Origin of the sequence: Vibrio nomapromontoriensis, from assembly GCF_050337205.1 — a bacterium.
Taxonomy (GTDB): Bacteria; Pseudomonadota; Gammaproteobacteria; order Enterobacterales; family Vibrionaceae; genus Vibrio; species Vibrio nomapromontoriensis.
Map to the genome: position 1 here is coordinate 289,072 of NZ_JAKJSS010000007.1, position 19,235 is coordinate 308,306.

19 protein-coding genes are annotated in these 19,235 nt (G+C 43.3%); 4 read left to right on the plus strand and 15 right to left on the minus strand.

Annotated elements, in window-relative coordinates:
• Both L4D05_RS05450 and L4D05_RS05455 read left to right on the plus strand, forming a co-directional pair.
• On the plus strand, nt 1–1,182 hold the full coding sequence (locus L4D05_RS05450) for an ABC transporter permease (protein WP_428750968.1): 1,182 nt from the start codon (nt 1–3) through the stop codon (nt 1,180–1,182).
• Complete coding sequence (locus L4D05_RS05455; RefSeq protein ID WP_428793268.1) at nt 1,179–2,318, plus strand: ABC transporter permease; 1,140 nt, start codon at nt 1,179–1,181, stop codon at nt 2,316–2,318. The genes L4D05_RS05450 and L4D05_RS05455 overlap by 4 nt, the downstream gene beginning before the upstream one ends.
• Before the next feature lie 129 nt (nt 2,319–2,447).
• Here the strand turns inward: L4D05_RS05455 and L4D05_RS05460 are convergent, their stop codons facing one another.
• The 15 genes from L4D05_RS05460 to L4D05_RS05530 form a co-directional block, all read right to left on the minus strand.
• A complete protein-coding gene (locus tag L4D05_RS05460; protein WP_428793269.1) occupies nt 2,448–3,941 on the minus strand; it encodes a hypothetical protein in 1,494 nt (497 codons plus the stop codon).
• 223 nt (nt 3,942–4,164) lie between these two features.
• The gene (locus L4D05_RS05465; RefSeq protein WP_428793270.1) at nt 4,165–4,806 is read right to left on the minus strand and encodes an OmpA family protein; all 642 of its coding nucleotides are present in this window, start codon (nt 4,804–4,806) and stop codon (nt 4,165–4,167) included.
• A gap of 61 nt (nt 4,807–4,867) precedes the next feature.
• Entirely contained in the window at nt 4,868–6,418 is a 1,551-nt protein-coding gene (locus L4D05_RS05470) for a TadE/TadG family type IV pilus assembly protein (RefSeq protein ID WP_428751170.1), read from the minus strand.
• A gap of 2 nt (nt 6,419–6,420) precedes the next feature.
• Nucleotides 6,421–6,963, minus strand: coding sequence for a tight adherence pilus pseudopilin TadF (tadF, locus tag L4D05_RS05475; RefSeq protein WP_428793271.1), 543 nt, complete (start codon nt 6,961–6,963; stop codon nt 6,421–6,423).
• Nucleotides 6,953–7,432, minus strand: a complete 480-nt coding sequence (locus L4D05_RS05480; RefSeq protein WP_428750974.1) for a TadE family protein — start codon at nt 7,430–7,432, stop codon at nt 6,953–6,955. The genes tadF and L4D05_RS05480 overlap by 11 nt, the downstream gene beginning before the upstream one ends.
• Nucleotides 7,432–8,178, minus strand: a complete 747-nt coding sequence (locus L4D05_RS05485) for a tetratricopeptide repeat protein (RefSeq protein ID WP_428793272.1) — start codon at nt 8,176–8,178, stop codon at nt 7,432–7,434. Before L4D05_RS05485 ends, L4D05_RS05480 begins: the two co-directional genes overlap by 1 nt.
• Nucleotides 8,179–8,194: 16 nt before the next feature.
• Nucleotides 8,195–9,043 (minus strand): type II secretion system F family protein, encoded by an 849-nt coding sequence (locus L4D05_RS05490; protein ID WP_428750976.1) that lies wholly within the window; start codon nt 9,041–9,043, stop codon nt 8,195–8,197.
• Nucleotides 9,040–9,942 carry a type II secretion system F family protein gene (locus L4D05_RS05495; RefSeq protein ID WP_428750977.1) on the minus strand — a complete coding sequence of 301 codons (903 nt, stop codon included), beginning with the start codon at nt 9,940–9,942 and terminating at the stop codon, nt 9,040–9,042. Before L4D05_RS05495 ends, L4D05_RS05490 begins: the two co-directional genes overlap by 4 nt.
• 1 nt (nt 9,943) lies before the next feature.
• Nucleotides 9,944–11,215: a TadA family conjugal transfer-associated ATPase gene (locus L4D05_RS05500; protein WP_428793273.1), complete on the minus strand. Its 1,272-nt coding sequence runs from the start codon at nt 11,213–11,215 to the stop codon at nt 9,944–9,946.
• Nucleotides 11,212–12,453 (minus strand): CpaE/TadZ family protein, encoded by a 1,242-nt coding sequence (locus L4D05_RS05505; protein ID WP_428793274.1) that lies wholly within the window; start codon nt 12,451–12,453, stop codon nt 11,212–11,214. Before L4D05_RS05505 ends, L4D05_RS05500 begins: the two co-directional genes overlap by 4 nt.
• The gene (locus tag L4D05_RS05510; RefSeq protein ID WP_428750981.1) at nt 12,453–12,932 is read right to left on the minus strand and encodes a hypothetical protein; all 480 of its coding nucleotides are present in this window, start codon (nt 12,930–12,932) and stop codon (nt 12,453–12,455) included. Before L4D05_RS05510 ends, L4D05_RS05505 begins: the two co-directional genes overlap by 1 nt.
• Nucleotides 12,929–14,296: a type II and III secretion system protein family protein gene (locus L4D05_RS05515; protein ID WP_428793275.1), complete on the minus strand. Its 1,368-nt coding sequence runs from the start codon at nt 14,294–14,296 to the stop codon at nt 12,929–12,931. Before L4D05_RS05515 ends, L4D05_RS05510 begins: the two co-directional genes overlap by 4 nt.
• The gene (locus tag L4D05_RS05520) at nt 14,296–15,123 is read right to left on the minus strand and encodes an RcpC/CpaB family pilus assembly protein (RefSeq protein ID WP_428793276.1); all 828 of its coding nucleotides are present in this window, start codon (nt 15,121–15,123) and stop codon (nt 14,296–14,298) included. The genes L4D05_RS05515 and L4D05_RS05520 overlap by 1 nt, the downstream gene beginning before the upstream one ends.
• A 19-nt stretch (nt 15,124–15,142) precedes the next feature.
• Entirely contained in the window at nt 15,143–15,595 is a 453-nt protein-coding gene (locus L4D05_RS05525; RefSeq protein ID WP_428793277.1) for a prepilin peptidase, read from the minus strand.
• 56 nt (nt 15,596–15,651) lie between these two features.
• Nucleotides 15,652–15,858, minus strand: coding sequence for a Flp family type IVb pilin (locus tag L4D05_RS05530; protein ID WP_428793278.1), 207 nt, complete (start codon nt 15,856–15,858; stop codon nt 15,652–15,654).
• A 483-nt stretch (nt 15,859–16,341) separates the two neighbouring features.
• On the opposite strand from L4D05_RS05530, the gene L4D05_RS05535 reads away from it, so the two are divergent.
• Both L4D05_RS05535 and ggt read left to right on the plus strand, forming a co-directional pair.
• Nucleotides 16,342–17,232: a LysR family transcriptional regulator gene (locus tag L4D05_RS05535; RefSeq protein ID WP_428750987.1), complete on the plus strand. Its 891-nt coding sequence runs from the start codon at nt 16,342–16,344 to the stop codon at nt 17,230–17,232.
• A gap of 221 nt (nt 17,233–17,453) precedes the next feature.
• Complete coding sequence (ggt, locus tag L4D05_RS05540; RefSeq protein WP_428793279.1) at nt 17,454–19,211, plus strand: gamma-glutamyltransferase; 1,758 nt, start codon at nt 17,454–17,456, stop codon at nt 19,209–19,211.
• Nucleotides 19,212–19,235 lie beyond the last annotated feature (24 nt).

The following is a 19,235-nucleotide window of genomic DNA, read 5'->3' on the forward strand; positions in this document are numbered from 1 at the left end:
ATGAACCAGCGTTCTAACACTGTATCGTCCATCTCCCCAGATGGGCGGCACTACAATCAATGGCATATACTCCGCCATGATAAATGGCTGCTTTCATGCCTGACTTGGGTCCCTGTTGCCTTGTGCTTTTCCATCTATTGGATATTTTCTCAAGGCATCGCCAATAATTTACCAGTCGGTGTTGTCGATCTCAGCAAAAGCACCCTATCGCAGAAGCTGATCCGTAATTACGATGCGACCTCAATGTTGAGTATTGATCATCAATATGACGATATTCAACAAGCTAAATCTGCACTGATTGACGGCGATATCTACGCAATCTTGTATGTACCCACCAACTTTGATAAAACCATTACAAAGTCACTTACCCCGCAAGTGACGCTGTTTTATAACAGCCAATACCTACTCGTTGGACGTTTAATTAATTCGGCTGCGTTGCAGGCTCAAGGCACCTTTAATGCGCAAGTCGGTGTGGTTAAAGCTCTGTCAAAAGGCAACACAACAGGCTTGGCTGCGATGGGGAATGCCGTCACGGTAAGAACTCAAATAACTCCCCTATTTAATAAAGGAACCAACTACGCCCAATTTCTTGTATCCGCCATTGTTCCTGCTATTTGGCAAATCGCTATCGTTTCATTTACGGTATTAGTACTCAGTGCAAATTATCGTATTTCTGGATTAAGGTCGTGGTTTGGAGGCACATCAATTGTGAATCACCTAGGCCGTACACTGTTTCCTTATTTTTTGTGGTTTTTATTGCAGGGTTCATTTTTCCTAATTTGGTTCTACGACATCATTGGTTGGCCGATGGAAGGAAGTTGGCTGGTACTGTTTTTTGCACAAGTCATCACGACGTTAGCCTGTATGATCATGGCTTGTTTCTTTTTCTTCCTTACCTGTGATGCGGCAAGAGCAATGAGCTTCGCGGGTGCATTTACTGCGCCGAGCTTCGCATTTATGGGGATCACCTTTCCGGCGGCAGATATGACAACCCTTGCAACGGCTTGGCGAGAACTGCTGCCAATCAGTCATTACATTGAGGTTCAAGTGAGCCAAGCAAGTTACGGCGTCACAGCCATTCAATCTCTTGCGCACCTCACACCTATGGTGGGTTATGTCATTCCACTAATGCTGACCGTCGTACTGATCAAACAACATATGAATAAGGAGTCACAGGTATGACGCTACTCGAACATATTAAACTCGAGCTAAAAGCGATTCTCACCAACCCTGTGGTCACTCTCACGGTATTCGGTGGTGTCATCTTTTACTCATTTCTTTATCCCCTTCCATACACTACACAGATCCCGCGTGAGTTGCCGATTGCCGTCGTAAACCTAGATAGAAGCCAAACCAGCTATCAACTCGAACGCATGGTCGATGCAACACCAAACGTAACGGTGATAAGCCGACTGAGCGCTATTGCAGATGCTAAACAGTGGTTTGAAGAAGGGAAAATTACTGGGTTTATTGTTATCCCTGAACACTTTTACAAAGATCTCATGATGGGAAAAAGTCCGGTACTTTCCTACGCAGGTGATGCCGCACTATTTCTGGTATACGGAACCGTGGTTGAAGGGCTTGCTCAGGCTGGAGGCACGCTCGCAGCTAAAGCAAAAGTGTCTAAGCTATTGATTGATGGCGTACCGCTCGAACTGGCAGCTAAGCAATATGCGGCTACTGTGCTAAATGCGAAGCCGACGTTCAACCCGCACATGGGGTATATCGACTACGTTGTACCCGCCGTCTTTGTGCTAATTCTTCAACAAACCCTAGCGATGGCATCGGGGTTAATCGGAGGCACTCAAAGGCAAGGGAGTGGCTACTGGCAAACACAATCGCCCTTCAAGGTGATAGCAGTACGCACAGGGATTTTATTGGGTTTCTACTACATACTCGGCATGTTTTATTTCGGTGCCAGTTTTGATATGTATGGCATCAGTAAACTCGCCCACCCTAGCGAAATGCTCACCTTAATGTTGCCGTTTTTTCTCACTACATGCTTTATTGGTATTCTGGTTGGGGCAATCACGCCTAGACGAGAGCTAGTGACGGTATTGATTCTACTTAGCTCAATGCCATTGATTTTTTCTGCTGGGTTTATTTGGCCAAGCGAAATGCTACCTGCGCCAATGCAATGGTTTGCCGCCATCTTTCCAACCGAACCGGCAATTAACGGATTTTTAAAGCTAAATCAGATGGGTGCCGATTGGTCACAAGTGTCAGCGCAATGGAGTCAATTGTGGCTTCAAGCCGTGGCTTGGGGTGGATTAGCGTATTGGAGCTTTTCAAGAAATCGTACTAGTAACACTGATTAAGTTCATCGCAAAATAGTGCCCACACAAAAAAGCCAATGGCACATACCATTGGCTTTATTCGACTAGTCGAGCAGTAAACACATCATTGAAAATAACGGGATAATGCTAAGCGTTCGATCATGCTGGGTCTTACCAATTTTCAGTCATGTTCATCATGCAAACAAACTTATTTTTAGTAATTTTCTTCGTTGCGTTTTCATCAAGAGTGGATGAGAAAACCTTGCCTGATGACAACCAGTAGTTACCAATTCCCAGTTTATTGCCGTTTAACAGATATTGATACGCGGTGCGCGAAGCCAATTTAGAAGACAGCTTATCAGCACAGTACCTTGCCGCATCTGACTTTGTTAAATACACCGCTTTACTGCCATTATTGGAATACTCGATAGGCAACAGATATTGATAAGCATCGTCTTTATGAATAACGGTATTCGTAAAACGCTTTCCTACCAATGCGTCCGCCTCTTGCGCTTTTTCTGGCGTACTCTTGGCGTAACCATCTAAGATTTGTTTCGTCAACGCGGGAGCAGACGATACTGATTTATCAGTACTAGTTTTAACGGTTTTCTTAGCCGTAGCATCTGCTTTCACTGGGCTTGGCGTCGACTTAGTTTTCACACTTGAAAAGGGGAAGAAATAATCACCTTCGTTTTTGAGACTAAGCTTTAAAGACTGTGTTTTTGAGTCATTCACCGCTCTTACGTTATACACACCTACGTAGTTACCTGCGATATCTACTTTATCGCCAGCCCCTACTTTTTGATCATTAATATAGAAAACGGTGTTGTTTGAATTGGAGCGGAAAACAAACCTAACTTTTTCAAGCCCTAGCGCCTTTCGTAGTTCCAGTTCGGTATTTGAGTCGAACTCATTTTTATAGCTTGCTTGAGCGGTGTATGTCAGGTTACCATTCATTTTTTGTGTGGCATCAACGATATTAAAAGACGTGATATTGACTCTTTCTAGACCGCCTTTTTCCAGCATGAATGTGCGTTTCATCGTGCTCATGTTACGGTTAACACACGCCGACATACTTTCGCTAGAATCACACTCTAAACTGCCAACAAAAGTCTCTTGATTCACTTTACGTGACTCTACAATATAACGAGATTTAACTTGCTTATATAACGCAAGCAATTCTTCATTTTTAGTACGATCTAGCCCTTTAATCACCGCTTCACTTTTTGAGATCGCAACTTTCTTTTCTGACAACTGCTTTTCTTTGTCGACCAGTTCTGTTTTGAGTTTAGCTACGTTCATTGCTAAATCACGCAATGTTTGCGACAAAGACTCATCATATTCACCGTCAACCAATTTCTTTTCCATTGAAGCTGAATCAACTTTGATGTTTTCGATATTGTTAACGAGATTAATCTTAATAGACTCAATATTTGAAAAAAGCTGAGTATACGTTTCGGTACTCTCTTCAAGTCCGGTTTGTAGATAACCGTTGTCATAATCGCTGCTGATTTTTTCTAACTGCGTTTTTTCATCAGCATTCATGACTTCCAATGCATTAGCGACGCCACTAACACTTAGACTTGCTAATGCGATCAACTTAACCGTTTTAGAATTAAAAACTCGGTGGGGAAAATTCACGACAACCTCATCTGACTTAAACATTGACTGGGTCGTCGCACGCAAAAAGTGCTTAACTAACAACCAGTCATTAATATTCCTTATATTTTGACTATCATATCAGCCCATTTCTAGATTGTCTTTACAACGTGTAATAGAACTGTGAGCTTTAGTGACCCACAGTCCATTTATCTACGCGTATTAAATACTATTTTGCGAAGTAAGACGTATTATTGCGCGCAACGTCTTACATTCCATTATAGGGTTATTATTCACTCAAGAGAATATCAACTCTTCGGTTGCTTGCTCTGCCTTGCGAGGTTGAATTCGTCGCAATCGGCTTTAGTTCACCAAATGACGTCATCACGACCTTCTCTCGCTCAACGCCTTGGAAAAACAACACTTCAGCCGTATTCACCGCACGCTCTAAGCCGAGCCCTTGGTTATATTGTTCCGTGCCCATACTATCGGTATGACCTTCTACCTGAAGGGCAACCTTTTGCTTAGCAAGATCTTGCGCAACACGGTTAAGAGATTGTCTCGCAATTGGCGATAAGTGAGCGTTATCAAAACCAAACTGCAAGCGAGCGACGTGTTTATTATCGCCTCCCCCCACACCTTGCGTCCCTTTATTGCTGATATAGGTCTGACAGTGGCTGCTACTGAGCTGAGCATGACTTGCTGCTAATAGAGCTTGCTTTAGCTCATCATCGTTAGAAACCTGTTCAATTTGCAAAAATCCCGCATGATGCTGCCCTATCCCTATCACGTTGCCAATTTCTGTGGTGTAACGAATTTCACCATTCGAGTCACTACAATACTCCATGACGCTGGATTCTACAGAATGTACTGTGCTGGTAAAACCAAGCATCAGCATAGGGACGAGAAAATGAAAACGATGTAGTAGCATGCTTTGCCTTAATATTGTCATGTTTAATTTTAATCAATTATTGCTTTAATCGAAAACGGGCTTAATAGAGCTTCGTCGTACCGCTAGTCCGGGAACCCTTGCGTATTAACTCTTCAATTTTTTCAATTAATTCATCTAAGTTAGATACATCTATAATGTCTTCATCAGGGTTTACTACGCACCGACGAAACTCAGTAACATTTGAAGAGGTGAAGCCGATCCCAATCACACCTATATACAAGCCTGGTATTTTTTCGCGCGCATCATCGCACATTCCGTTAGAAACAAGCCCGTTGAGAATGCCATTGTTGGGGCTTTCTTCACCATCACTTAAAATTAACAGCATTTTAATTTTATTGTCGTAGCTCTCTTGTTCATCTTTATCGCTACTATTGGGGTTTCCTTCAGAGATCTTTTGAATCCCCCTCAAAATACCTTGAAATGATGCCGTATTCCCACCAGCTCTCATGCCATTAATATCCGCTATATCACTAGTCTTGTTTGTTAAGCTAATCGTTGAGAACTGATCACGTGAAGTACTACCATAGCCTCGATACAATTTATTATTGTCGACTCGATATTTTGACAGGTTGCCTGGAAACTGATTGTTGAACATTTGTTCAACGCTAAAGCTTAGATCCACATAATCTTTATTATCGACAAAGAACGTTTGTTTAGAATACGTATACTGATTGATACCGAGAACTTTAGTTAAACGTTTTGCTTGCGCCGATTCTTCTGCCGTTTTATTCGGGCATTTGTTCCTATTTTGGCTACATCGATAGATATTTTTTGGCCTCACGGTGCGCCATGCATTCCAATCAACCTCTTCGTAACTTCTTTCTGGATTCACCAATCTAAAGCCAGTTTTATAACGAAGTTGACTAACCGCATATACGTTACGGTCAGAACCTATCTCACGCGTTCGAACATTATAAGGGACTATACCAATACGATTTAGCAATTTATCGGCTAACTCACTCTGGTCACTATCTTTACAAACCTCTTTACCTTGCCAACGGTCATACTCTATGTTTTGGCATAACAATTTGTTGGATACTGTCATCACCGCTTCTTTCAGAGCATCTATTTTGTAGTTTCCTCCCCACCAGTTATTCATTGAACCGGAAAAATCGGATACGAACACTATATCTATATTGTTATCACCTAAATAAGCCGGATACTTCTTCGCGACTGATTTACCGGTAAGATCTTGTGTTTCACTGAATGAAGGGATAAACGTACTCGAAAACCAAGAGTCATGCGTGGTTTTTACGTCGACCGTATATTGTATAAACTCCAGCGTATCGGTATCGGGTATTGCCTCTTGATGCTTTCTTTTCGCCGTCACCTGCGAAGATTTAATGTCGCGAACATAAGCGTTGACATACTTAGTCGCAAACGCATTCGCACTGCCTTCTTGGTCGGCCATTGTCACCGCAATGGCCGCGGCTTCTGCCGCGTCACCCAAGCGACTTTTTTCCTGCACATATCGGGTGCCTTCTACTGCCCAAAACGTGAAGCCCATAATGGGAACCAATGACAGCCCCATCCAAATTGCCGCAACACCACCTTGCTTCTTGATGCTACATTGTCCACGAGATCGTCTCATCATTATCTCCCTGGCATCACGGAACTAGACGCTAGTGTAATCGTCGGATTACCTGCGTTGGTGAAGGACTCAAACCATGAGTCATGCTTTTCACATAACGTAACCCGGTAGAGTGGATGTTTTACGCCATCCTCAACTGGAATCAGGTCCTTATAGTCGTTAATTGAACCACTATTACACGACATTTGGCCAAACAAACGGCTACTCAAGCTTGTTACCGTGGGTCCATCCGTCAATGATTCAATTTGAATCGCGACATTGTTTTGGCTCACATTCAACATACGCGCGGCAACGATCGCCATATTGTCCAAGTCTTGCGCGGTCACATTGAAATCTAACACCTGCCCCTCCGCATCAGAAAAGTAACGCGTCCTTTCTTTTAGTACATTAACCAAGGCGAAACTAGAGCGGTCTAACTTAGCGCGAACCAATAATTTATGACTCAGGTCCGTTGAGAATAAAAAGATCATACACAAACCCACCAGCACAAACGCGAGCTCTATCGCGAAAGAACCTTGCTGATTTCTGCAAGCATTAGTTTTCATCACGCCATCCTTCATGCTCTAGGTTAAGTACCATTGTGCGTGTGATTGGCGTCTCTCCGTTCCCCCACATTTCAATCATTGGGGAATACAAATATGTCACAGTGATCTCGGCAAGATCGTAGCTAAACGTGAGATCCTGACTCGAATGTCCCTCATTGGCGACAAACTTATCAAAAGTCTCAAAGTACTTGCCATCGATCGAAAATTTGCTGCTATCGATCAAGAAATGCCAAAGATTGTCCTGATTCTCAATCAAATCTTTAAATCGAGCTTCATACTGCTGATGAATGCTACTTCCTTGATAAATTTTGGTATTACGTATGGTTTCTCGCAGCGAGTATTCCGTCATATTAACCACATAGGTTTGATAACTAGACTCAAAAATTGCAAACGTAGAAAATATCAATACTAAAGCGCCAAGAGCAAACTCAACACTGGTGACACCCAACTGACGTATACGGCTAGTCATTAGTCTGCCTCTACATATGCAAATTGCTGAGTGATGTTAAGTAATTCACTGGCGTTATATTGGTCTCTCAGTAGCGCTTTGGCTTGCTCTGATTTGTCGAGTTTTAGCAAAGCAATCGCTAAATTTGCTTTTACCGTTTGATTACTCGGATGTTCTTTGAGGACGGGAGCTAATGTTTCAATAACCAGTTCGAAACGCTGCTCGGCGAGATAAACAACCGCAAGGTTATTTTTGATGACAAGGTCATCATAACCTCGAAGCCGAGCCTTATTAAATTGCTCCTTCGCCTTATTAAATTCATCAGATTTACTATAAGCGACACCCAGTAGTACTCTAACTTTTCCAGAGGTGTTACCTAGCGAGATAGACTCGTTGTACGATTTAATTGCAGATTCAAAACGATCGCTCTCTGCTTCTATTTGCCCCTGGAGCTGTAATAACTCTTTATTCACCAACCCCTTATCGGTTAGGTATTGGGTATAAAAACGTGAAGATTCTATATCACCTTTTTCAAAATATACGTACGCCAACTGTTCCATCGCATTGTCATCTTGAGCTCCCCCTTGCAGTTTGGACTTGTACAATGCAATCAAACCATCGTAATTATCCACTTTTTCCATACCTGCAATGATGCTTTGTTCCGAAGGCGGCTGTTTAGTGCTTTCACAACCGACCAAAACACCGCTTAGAACGACCACCAACGCAACTACATTCCATCGCATAGTATTTCGAATAGTATTTTGCATACCTTTTCGCATGGTATTAACCACCAACATTTATCGTCATCTGCATGATGCCAGGTGCAAGGATTAAAATTACGATAGGGAACATAATAAATAAAATGAGTGGCACACTCATTTTTGCCGACAGTCGACCCACTTTTTCTTCTACCGTTAGAATTTGTATTTTTCTCATATCTTCCGCTAAATCGCTCAGCACTTGAGCCACTGACGTCCCGTATTGCAAGTTTTGAATTAGCGTTAAGACGAAGCTTCGTACTGCGGGGGTAGGTAATCTTTCACTCAAATCATCCAACGCTTTTTCCAACCCTTTTATCTTGGCGGAATCTGATGTGCGCTTGATTTGATAGCAAAGGTCACCATCAAAAGCCTCTAACTCTTTTGCCAAGTAAATTAATGTCGCTTCTATTGTCATACCGGTCTGTACACATACCGACATCATGTCTAACAAATAAGGTAACTGGCTCGACGTTTTACCAATTAGGGTTTTACGACGCGCTTCAAGTATCAAGTCGGGCGCGATAATTACCCCAATCAAAGTTAACAGTCCCGCGAGCATTTTATTGGTATCGGAGAGATCAGAAAAAAAGACTCCGGCGCAAACCAACACAAGAAACAGTACCTTGGCTGGAAAATAATACTTTGCCCATTCCTTATTGTAATAACCCGCATTAACCAGCTTTTGCTCTAGTTCTTTTTGGCTGCCCTTGCCAAATCTAACCAGCAACCTGTTCACCGCAGTAGGGCCCCGTTGGGCCTCTTCTCCAATAAAATTGGCGATACGCTTGCGGCGCTGTTCATAACGTAATGCATTGGTAATAAAATAGAGTAAGGCAAACAAAACCACTGAAAAAGCAATAAGCAGAATCATGTTCGCACCCCTCTTACTAGCAACCAAACAATCGATAACCCAATGAATTCACTGCCAACAACGTAATATAAAATGTATTGCCCTCTTTCATCATGAAGGATGAAGTCGACACTGCCGGGGTTGATATATTGAAGAAGAATGGTGAAAGCCAGTGGAATAGCTGCAACGATCTTGGCGGATATTCGCGCTTCCGATGTCATTGCCATTTTTTTCTTGTCCAGTGTGCGAGCATCGACTAGAACTCGAATAAGTCTGGCAAGCACGCCTTTTAATTGCCCACCTCGGCTAATGTTGGCTTTTAGTGTCACAGTAAAAAACAAAAACTCTGGATAAGGGTAATTTTTACACGCACGTTGCAATACTACTTCTGGCGGCTCACCCATTTTCAGTCGCTCGCCCATCATTTTAAACTCGCGGCCGATACTATTGTCCATTGAGGTGCCCACATACGTGATCGCTTGCATTAAGCTGTCGCCCGCCGTTACCGCACTCATCAAAATGTTCAACGCATCAGGAAAGGTGTTCTCAAAATCTTTACGCTTCTTGTTCGAGAGGTAGCGATACCCCACTAGCAACGCAACGACTACCATCGCGACTGATATCCAAATATTTCCCATTTGTAGAAGGTCAAATATTAAGTACCATGCGCCGATAAGACTACCAACGGTATACAGCAAAATATAAATCGGAAAGCGCGGTCCAAGCACTTGCAATGTGGGAGAGATAGATTCTTTAAACTTTTGCCACTTCCGCTTGCCGGCCAATGTGCCAACATTCACCGCTTTGAGGTTCTCGACTTCCACACTCTCAATTGCAAAAAAGTGATCAATTTTTTTCGCTTTCGAACCTTGCATCAATAGCAGAACAATGGCGAATAGAATTAGTGAGAACCACAGCATGCTACGCCCCTCTAAATGACGCCATTAGGTCATCATATAAGCCAAAAAACTGCGCTTTTTTCGCTAATTCTGAACGCTGCATAATGCCGTTAGTAACGAAATCACCTTGAACCGTGTCGCTATAATGTGACTCATCATATTGAAAACGATAAACCTCCTCCATGACAACACTATCCCCTTCAAGGCCAACCACTTCAGAAATACTGGTGATTTTCCTCGAGCCATCTCGCAGCCTATTCACTTGTACAATTAGCTGTACCGCACTCACTATCGTCCGGCGAATCGCATCTAACGGTTGATTAAGATTCGCCATCATCACCATAGACTCGACACGAGCGATCGCATCTCGTGGCGTATTGGCATGGAGTGTAGACATGGAGCCATCGTGACCAGTGTTCATCGCCTGAAGCATTTCAAAGGCCTCTGAGCCACGACACTCGCCTAAAATAATACGATCTGGTCGCATACGAAGGGCGTTAATGACCAAATCACGTTGTGACACCGCCCCCGTCTGTTCAATACTTGAGGTGCGAGTTTCCAAACGAACAAGGTTGGGCTGTTGTAAACGCAATTCTGCCGCATCTTCAATGGTAATCACCCGCTCATCGTCAGCAATATAATTAGACAACGCATTGAGTAATGTCGTTTTACCTGAACCTGTGCCCCCAGAAATCAAAATATTCATACGACAACGCGACGCAATCATAAGTACACGAGCCATGTCCATGGACATAGAACCGAAACCAATTAAGTCTTCAAAGCCAATATTTTGTTCTCGAAATTTACGGATCGAAATAGACGTTCCATCGAGCGCGATCGGCGGTATAACAATATTGACACGACTGCCATCTTCAAGACGCGCGTCAACGGTCGGTGACAGTTCATCTACACGTCGGCCTACTCGTGAAGCAATCCGCTTTGCAATCGACAGCAGCAGCTCTTCATTAACAAATGTGACTTCTGATTGCTGCACCTTACCATGACGTTCAAAGAAGATATGGTTGGGTCCGTTCACCATAATATCGGTGATAGACTGATCTTCTATTAATGGCTGCAATGGCCCTAAGCCAAACAGCTCGTCAATAAGACTCTTGACTAAGCCTGATTTCATCACTGAAGTGATCGGTCGTTTATAATTCGACGCTAATAAATCAACAGCACTTTGAATTTGTGACTCAAGATCCCTACGGCTCATCTTCTGAACGGCTTCGGCATCCAAAGCTTCAAATATCTGGCTACGAAAAGCCAAATACAGTTCTTTATTTGAACTCATTTGTTATTGCTCCTCTTCAGCCAATGTAACAACCCTTTTGCTTCAAGCGGTTGGCCATTTATGAGCTTCATGAGTGCATCCATGGAGCGACTGATATTTCTGTCGTGTTTATGCGCACGTTTGCCATCAATAATGATATGAGAGAGTTTTTTACAGTAGGCAATCTCAAGATCAATATCCGCACCAACGTATTTTTTAAGCTCCGCGGGCTGCAAAACAAATGCACTCTCTGGACGGTGATAATTCACTACGGTGATCACTCGAGTTCGCTTGGACAATGTAAGTTGAAGATTCTCTATCCGCTCATACAGTCGTTTCGCATTGCGAACCGCCGAAACCGATGCATCAAAAACAATGACCACCACATCAAAGTTATCAACAAGTAGTTGTGCTTCGACTTTAAAATCTACGCTACCGGAAAAATCTTCCACTATAAAATTGGTATTTCGAGCAAGCAGCTCGCACAAGGTTTGATTGTAATTAAGAATATCGGTTTGACTCATATTGCCATCAATGGACAGCAATCTTAGATTCTTACGGGCAGGGTGGAGGTAACTCAACGCACCTTCCTCATCCATTTCATGTAATGGGGCGGTAAATTCGTCGATCGCCTTCGGTTTAAACTCTTTTAGACCCATCATGACGTCTATATTGCTATCGTTATATTGATGATCTACGAGAATGGTATCAGTCCCTTGAGTCGACAGTAAGGAACTCAATTCAGCAGTAATAAAAGACGTCCCCGCCCCACCTTTTGCACCAACAATTGCCACTCGTTTCGCTTTGCGCTGCTGACTCACCCCTGAAAAAGTTTTCAGGTTTTTATTCACATGGGTTAAAAAATCCGCGAACTCTTGCTTATTCACTGGCCAGAAAACGTAATAAAATCCCATTTCTTTCAAAGAGCGAAGCGTCGAAATCGCATCTTCTTTACCAATAACCACCACCCCTTTGTGGGTCGGCAGCTTACTCGCAAAAGCTTTGGCGTCTTCTACAACGTTATTCGATTCATTCAGTTCGAGGAGCACTATTTGACTGGTTTGTTGCTCCGATAACTTTCCGATTCCCTGATTTGATTTCAAACACGTTGGGTCATTCCACCCCTCAAAGCGAAATACCTCAGTTACCAAGTCCAAACACTCTTGAGATTGATAAACAAGTGTGCAACCTGATACACCCTTTATCGTTTTTGGTTCAGATTTACTCTTAGTGCTCAGTGCCTTAGAAAGATCAAACATTATTGAGCTCCCGCGATACGTGATTTGTTGGCGACTTGCTTCAAACGGGCAGATTCAGAAAAGCAATTAAGTTGCGAATGCTCGACACCAAACTGTACCGGTTGGCACTGCTCTGTTTTTAACACGTAGAAACTGACCTGAAGTTTAATATCGGTCAGCAGTTGCTTATTGTTTACCAAAACAACCTTGTCATTCTTCAATTGAAGTCGCGGGTACGACGCCAAAGAATGATCTAACAGTGCTTTACCGGCTTTACTTTTATACTCGATAAAGTACCGTGCACCTGTATCTTGATCTTCAATGGTGGAGAATAACGCATCCAGTTGAGACTGGGCGCGCGCTGTATCTTGTACCGACATTTCGATGGTGTGCTTTTGTTGGTACACCAAGGCCTCTAATCCATTGCCACCAAAATAGCGCTCAGCGGCGCATCCGGAGAGCATTGTTAACAGGCTTACTATCAACAGTTGTTTCATCATTGGATAAACCCTCCCTGTGACAACAATCGGATCGTGGCATCTGAAGGTGTGGCGTAACTATGATCGGTATCGATGTTCAACCAGCGAACAAGTGTGGATGTCTTTTTCATAAGGGGGAGTTGAATATCGGCAGGCTTAATTGGCTGTACCAGATTCACCGTCGCAACAATGATAAGTTCAGTACGCTTTCTTTCTGTTACTGATTTCCTAAACGCTGCGCCAATCACTGGCACATCCCCAATCAATGGGATTTTTTGCATTTTTTCAAAATCGGCACTACTCATCAAACCGCCTAATACAAAGCTATCACCATCGGCTAACTCAATGGTAGTCATCGCTCGTCGAGAGGCGAGTTGCGGCACTTCAATGCCTGCTGCTTTGATATATTTCTCAATTTCGCTCACCTCAGGAAAGAGCTGCATGCGAATTTTATCTTCGCTGAGTACCTTTGCCGTGAGATCAAGTTTGATACCGAATTCTTTAAAGGTGATATTGACATTATTGTTCGTGGTAACAATGACCGGAACTTCCCCACCCACTAAAAAGCTCGCCGATTCACCGGACAAAACCGTCAGGTTGGGTTCGGCAAGCACTTGCGCGATATCTTCGTTACCCAACGCATTAATCACCGTTGCCAAGTTGGCGGCTTCAAACTGGTTAAAGACAAACTCGCCCGCATTCGAACCAATAGAACCCCAATCGACCCCTATCGTTTCACCAAACGATTCCGTCACTTGGGCAACGGAGATTTTTACATTCACCTGTTGTACAGTGGCAACTTCTAGCCGCTCGACAATGCCTTCCCAAGTCATATTTCGGGCAAACACCATACTTTCCGGTTCTTTGAGTTTTACATGCTCGGAGGTGAATTCAATTTTCTCGGCTTTGTCGTACTTTTTTGTTTTATCTCGTCCCAACAGTGTGGCGACCAAGCGGTATACATCATCTCGATCCTGTTCTGAGCTCACAATACCGCTAACGGCAACTTGTTCGCCAATAGATTGCAATTTGATATCAAAGTCTGGAAAGTGAAACTTAACCTGACGACGAACCTGAGTTAAATCCAGATCAACGATAATTCGGTCGGACAGCAAAACATCTTCTGCCATTCCATAGACAATGAGTCGTGACTGCCCCATGCCATTAGCAAACACCACTAAAGTCGTGTCATTGATGATCTTGTAATCCGCAACATCAGGGTTACTGATAAACACCTTGCCAATCGGCACAGGCAATTGAATATGACGTCCGTCATTTAAGGTAATATAGCGATCTGCGGCGAACGCTGATTGACATGCAAACAACGCATAAAGGCTAAATAATAGACTCAGAAAGCGGGGGGAATTTGGTGTCATGGGACCCATTACATTGCCTCTCTTGGGTTGCTGACATTGCCACGAAACTCTTCGACTCCAACATAATTATCCATGATGGTGCGAACTTCCGCGTAAGTAGGTTTTTTATACGTTTGACTGCGGTAAATCTCGATATGCATGGTTCTTTGTGCGAGAGCAAGCCTTGCCAAATCGTCCGGGTGGACCTCTATCACTATCGTGGTCATACCTTTTTCTTTAATCGGAGCACGGGCTGATACAACATCACTGTCTCCACTTTCATCCCCGACATTTAACACTTTGACGTGTTTAAGAAACATCGAGGCTTTCACCCCTTTGAAGCGCGAAGGCTTATCGGCATTTGCAGCTAGATTAACGTTGGGCGAACTCACTGTTAGTACATCGATATACGCGCCAGGACGGATATAGTCATTAATGAGATTTCTGTCGCTGACCTGTAATGGATACAAGGTCATACCATCGGTAATCAAAAGGTCAATATAACCTGGCTGTGTGCGGCTAGTTTGATACTCAGACATGACAATCGCGCCTTGGTGAATATCGGTATTAGTGAGCGTACTGGGGTCAAAATCGACTTTAGTGTCATTCTTAATGCCAAACTGGAGTGCTTCACTTAGTGGAAGTTGCGTTTTTTGTACTAGTTCGGTGGAGATCGGCTGACCCTTTGCTATCGGCTGAAGTGCTTTCCATACCGTCACATGACGCTCTTCAACCACTTCAACAACAGGTTCATTGGTCTCAGCCTGTTCTGGTGTTTTGGTCATTAAATCAACGAGGCCAACTACCCCGACAATCAATGCCACTAAAGCAATGAGTAAAACAATTCTTGAACGCATGAGCTATATTCGCTGTTGTTTAAAGTAATTGCTGAGATTGCAGTTGATGGCTGGCAATCGTGAGAAAAAAGCCAACGCTGATTGCTACTCCGTAAGGAAGTGTCACATCTTGAATTAGACTACCTGGTGTCATACGGTGTTTTAAGTAGTAAAACAGAATTAATACACCACCACTGTATGCCGTCAACATTAAGGCCTCAACCAATTGGGGCAATGGAAGAGCTAACGCTAGAATGGCAGCATACTTTACATCTCCAGCGCCAATGTAACCTAAAGCAAATGTAAGTAAGCCAAACGCCATTATAATGATAAACGGAACGATATTTATCGCATCTATTCCTAAGAATAATAGTTGTGATATCAACAATACTAGTAACAGCTTGTTTGGTAGCACTCTACTTCGAATATCTAATATCGCTAGTAAACAGCAGAATAAGAGCGTAACCGCGATATAAAGCATTTCAATTCTCATATAGGCATGTCCTCGAGCTTCTTTTCAAAACTCGAAGACATTTTCAACTACTATTTTTACGGTGTTTTAAGTTTGTCTTCTACTGTTTTGAATGCCGCTTTTAGCGCTTCAATAAGAGTTCCATCACCCGATGCAAAAATAATCCCTAAAACTGAAGCCATCGCCACTGCAATTAGGCCGTATTCAATAGCAGTTACACCACGCTCGTCATTTTTAAATGAAGTCATGAACGAAGCAGTTTTTACATATAGTGTTGTTAACATAGTTTTCCCTTTTTTATAAGTTTTTCCCAAAGCAAGCCCCATTTTAATTAACTATTCATCTTGTATAAAAATACCTGCTATCGATGAAATCGATAGCAGGTGATTAAAAATCAGGCATAATTGCAAGGTTAGGCGATATAAATCAATCAAATAAAGTAAAAACAACGCCTTAGACAAATAAAGAAATAGAATACATGAATATGAAAAAGCTTTCAGCTAGAACCAAAAGTGTGGCTCACATCACAAATTTAGCGTTTTACATTCTTTTACACTACTGCTAAATGCCGCTCTCACTTCATATTTACATGATCAATAGAGCAAAAACACTAAGTAAATTGTGTGACTTGAGTAGATTTTGCCTATTTATATTGTTTTATCTTTATTCGCTTGTTGTAAATTGGCCGATGAATCGGTATCGTTTTAGTCATAATTATATATAAAAATATTAATAACACTTATTATGTCACGCGCCGGGGTCTATTCATGAAACTACAGTTCGAAAATATTGTTTCGTTTGTAGCAGTTGTCAACGAAGGCTCTTTTAGCTCTGCCGCTAGAAAACTGGGCAAATCTCAATCGACTGTTAGCACTGCGATTCAAAACTTAGAGTCAGACTTAGGCTTCGACTTATTTTCTCGACAGAACGCTAAGATATCTCTTACTCACAAAGGGAGACGGTTATTTCACTTGTCTACTCCTGTTATAGGGAAATATAAAGAGCTCATTACCACAGCACAACAAATGAACATCTCTGAACAAATCGTCTACCGCGTTGGTATTGACCCGTTGGTCTTTAACAATAAAGTAAAACACACCTTACTCGAATTTTCCGAAGCATTTCCGAATGTAGACTTACACGTTGTCACAAAACCAAGCTTTATCCTCGGAAACTACCTTAGTGAAAGAAAAATCGATCTCGCACTTGGTAATCCATACCACAAAACCAATAATGACTTTAATATTGAAGAATTATTTCGGGCAAACTGTTGGTGGGTCAGTCACGAAAACGTACGACTTGACGACCAGGCAAACCCTCCTCGCATCCTGTTAATGGACGGTGTCGATGAGCTGCTAAACCTATCCCATGTCGCGTCCAATAATTTATGGCGCCTGGACGATTTGAACACTATCGTTGACTTATGTGCTGCGCAAAAGGGCATTGCGCTGTTACCAGAATATATTCTCGACCAGTATAATCGAAGCAAGGGGCTACGCATCATCAGCGACCATCCCAATTTCTACGGCAAAAAAGTGGTCGCATCGTTGTTTTGGCCAATACATTCTGATTTTGGTTTATTCAATAGCTGGATCAAAAGCCAACTCAAGCGCACCGCATTAGAATCACAAGAGTTCATTGCTGATTTAGCACAATAATTCTACAGTCATACCACTCTGTCTAAGGGCGCTATTTGGTTATAAATAGCGCCTGACTGCTTCCCTTTTTGTAACTTGAGGCGTTCCACTTCAAATTATCTGCCAAATTTCGATAGCCCTGCCACTAAAATCAGTCTTAACGCATCGCTTTCATTGCTAACTGAGAACTTGTCACCGAGACTTACCTGTATCAAACCAAAACGACGAGTTAAGGAGTAACCATGTATTTGTGTGTGCCTGTTAAACGCATACTGCCATTACTTTTATTTGCGGTGAGTAGTAACGCTTATTCTTCACAGCAAGCCACTGACGCGTTTGCACCAGAATCCACCACTGCGCTTGAAACTAAATACATTGTCACCGCAAAAGATTGGATGGTTACGGCCGCCAACCCCACCGCGAGCCAAGCCGGTGCCGACGCTCTCGCCAGAGGCGGCAATGCCATTGATGCCATGGTGGCTATTCAGTTGACGCTCGGTCTTGTGGAACCTCAATCTAGTGGTATTGGCGGCGGCTCTTTTTTAGTCTATTGGGATGCAAAAGACAACAATCTAACGACTTATGATGGTCGGGAAACCGCGCCTCTCAAAGCCACGGGCGACCTTTTCATTGATGATAACGGTCAACCAATGAAGTTCTACGATGCCGTTGTTGGCGGGCGATCCGTAGGCACGCCAGGTACCGTTAAATTACTGTGGGATACTCACCAAAAGTACGGGAAACTGGACTGGGCATCATTGATTGAACCCACTATCGCCCTCGCGACCCAAGGTTTTCCAATCAGCGCCAGACTGGCTGCTCTGATCGAAAAAGATAAAGCTTTCTTGTCTCGCCACCCAGCAACTCGCCAGTATTTGTTACAAAGCGATGGCAAAGCGAAAACGCAAGGCACAGTGCTTAAGAATCCAGAATACGCCCATACGCTGTCATTAATCGCGAGTAAGGGTACTGATGGGTTTTATGAAGGCCCAGTTGCACAATCGATCGTCGATGCTGTCCACAATGCAAAAGGCAATACTGGTCTGTTAAGTCGAGAGGACTTATCCCAATATTCAGCGGTGCAACGTACACCTGTCTGCGCGCCTTACAAGCAGTACGATGTTTGTGGGATGGGACCACCAAGCAGTGGCGCGCTGACCGTTGGTCAAATTCTGATGACGGTTGAGCCATTTAATCTTGCCACCCTCGGCGCAAACAGCCCAATCAGTTGGCAGATCCTCGCCGACGCTTCGCGTTTAGCATTTGCTGATCGAGGCATGTATATGGCCGATAGCGACTTCTTTAACGTACCAACAGCTGAGTTATTAAATAAAGACTATGTGGCAACTAGGAGCGCACTCATTACGCCTAAAAAAGCCCTAAAATCCGCACCACATGGTGCCCCTATGGCAAACTTTGCTAGTCTGTCGAAAGACCAATCTCTAGAGCTACCATCCACCACGCATTTTAATGTCGTCGATTCTGAAGGTAATGTGGTGTCAATGACGTCATCGGTGGAAAATGTGTTTGGTTCTCGGGTCATGGCATCGGGTTTTATCCTCAACAATGAACTAACCGACTTCTCTTTTGTGGCTGAGAAAAACGGCAAACCTGTCGCCAATCGACTAGAACCCGGGAAACGACCACGCTCTTCGATGGCGCCTACCATCATCATGAAAGACGATATGCCCTACATGGCGATAGGCTCGCCTGGCGGCAGCCGCATTATTGGCTATGTAGCACAAAGCATTATCGCCCATGTCGACTGGGGAATGGATATTCAACAAGCAATCAATCAACCTAAAATGATCAATCGCTTTGGAGAGATGGATTTAGAAGCCAACACGGCGCTCTCCGAGTTCTCTCAACAATTTGAACGTATGGGGTATTCGGTCAAAGCGAGAGACCTAAATTCTGGACTACACACCATTCGTATCTCAGAAAGCGGATTAGAAGGCGCCGCAGACCCAAGACGAGAAGGTGTCGCTATCGGAAATTAAGACTCACTTCCATTGGTAAAGCAT